This is a genomic window from Flavobacterium sp., from assembly GCF_052437795.1.
Lineage (GTDB): Bacteria > Bacteroidota > Bacteroidia > Flavobacteriales > Flavobacteriaceae > Flavobacterium.
The window spans coordinates 1-531 of the sequence record NZ_JBQVPA010000029.1 but is presented as its reverse complement, the minus strand read 5'-3'; the positions used below and the strand labels follow the sequence as shown (position 1 = coordinate 531).

Sequence of the window (531 nt, the reverse complement as noted above, 5' to 3'; positions counted from 1 at the left end):
CACTGGAGGTTCAGACATGCCCATAGGCATGCCTCCAGCGTGCCAGGCCATCAGCCAACTGCCATTGAGCACCCGCCGCCAGCCATAGCCACAGCTACAGGCCTCTCTATGTGTGTTGCAGCAACGCCATGTGATGATGATGATGATGATGATGATGATGATGATGACAGCAACAGCTGACCCATCATCCACCAGCCACCATTGTGTTTCTGAATAAGTGATTTGCAGGCAGCTATTTGCATGTGATGGATACCAGGCAGTGATGATGATGTGCTCAGGGTGATGCCGCAGCCGCGCGCATGCTGCATTGATTGAGTTATATACAATGCATGATGATGCACGTTGCCTGTTGACATGAGGTCGCTGTGTGATAATGCTCATTTCATGGCATGGAGTGACATGACAGGGTGAAATAAGGTGCAAACCATGTAGAGTTTGTAGACCAATCAAATTTGATGATGTTGATGATGATGATAGGTTACACCGCTAAATAATGTCGCTCAACCACCCTCTGTTTTAAGGGTGCTGGAC

The 531-nt window shown here is 48.6% G+C and carries 1 protein-coding gene; it reads left to right on the top strand.

The annotated features are described in order from the left end of the window. A partial coding sequence (locus ACT6R0_RS18670) for a hypothetical protein (RefSeq protein ID WP_444667467.1) occupies positions 1-180 on the top strand: 180 nt, incomplete at its 5' end. Positions 181-531: the final 351 nt, after the last annotated feature.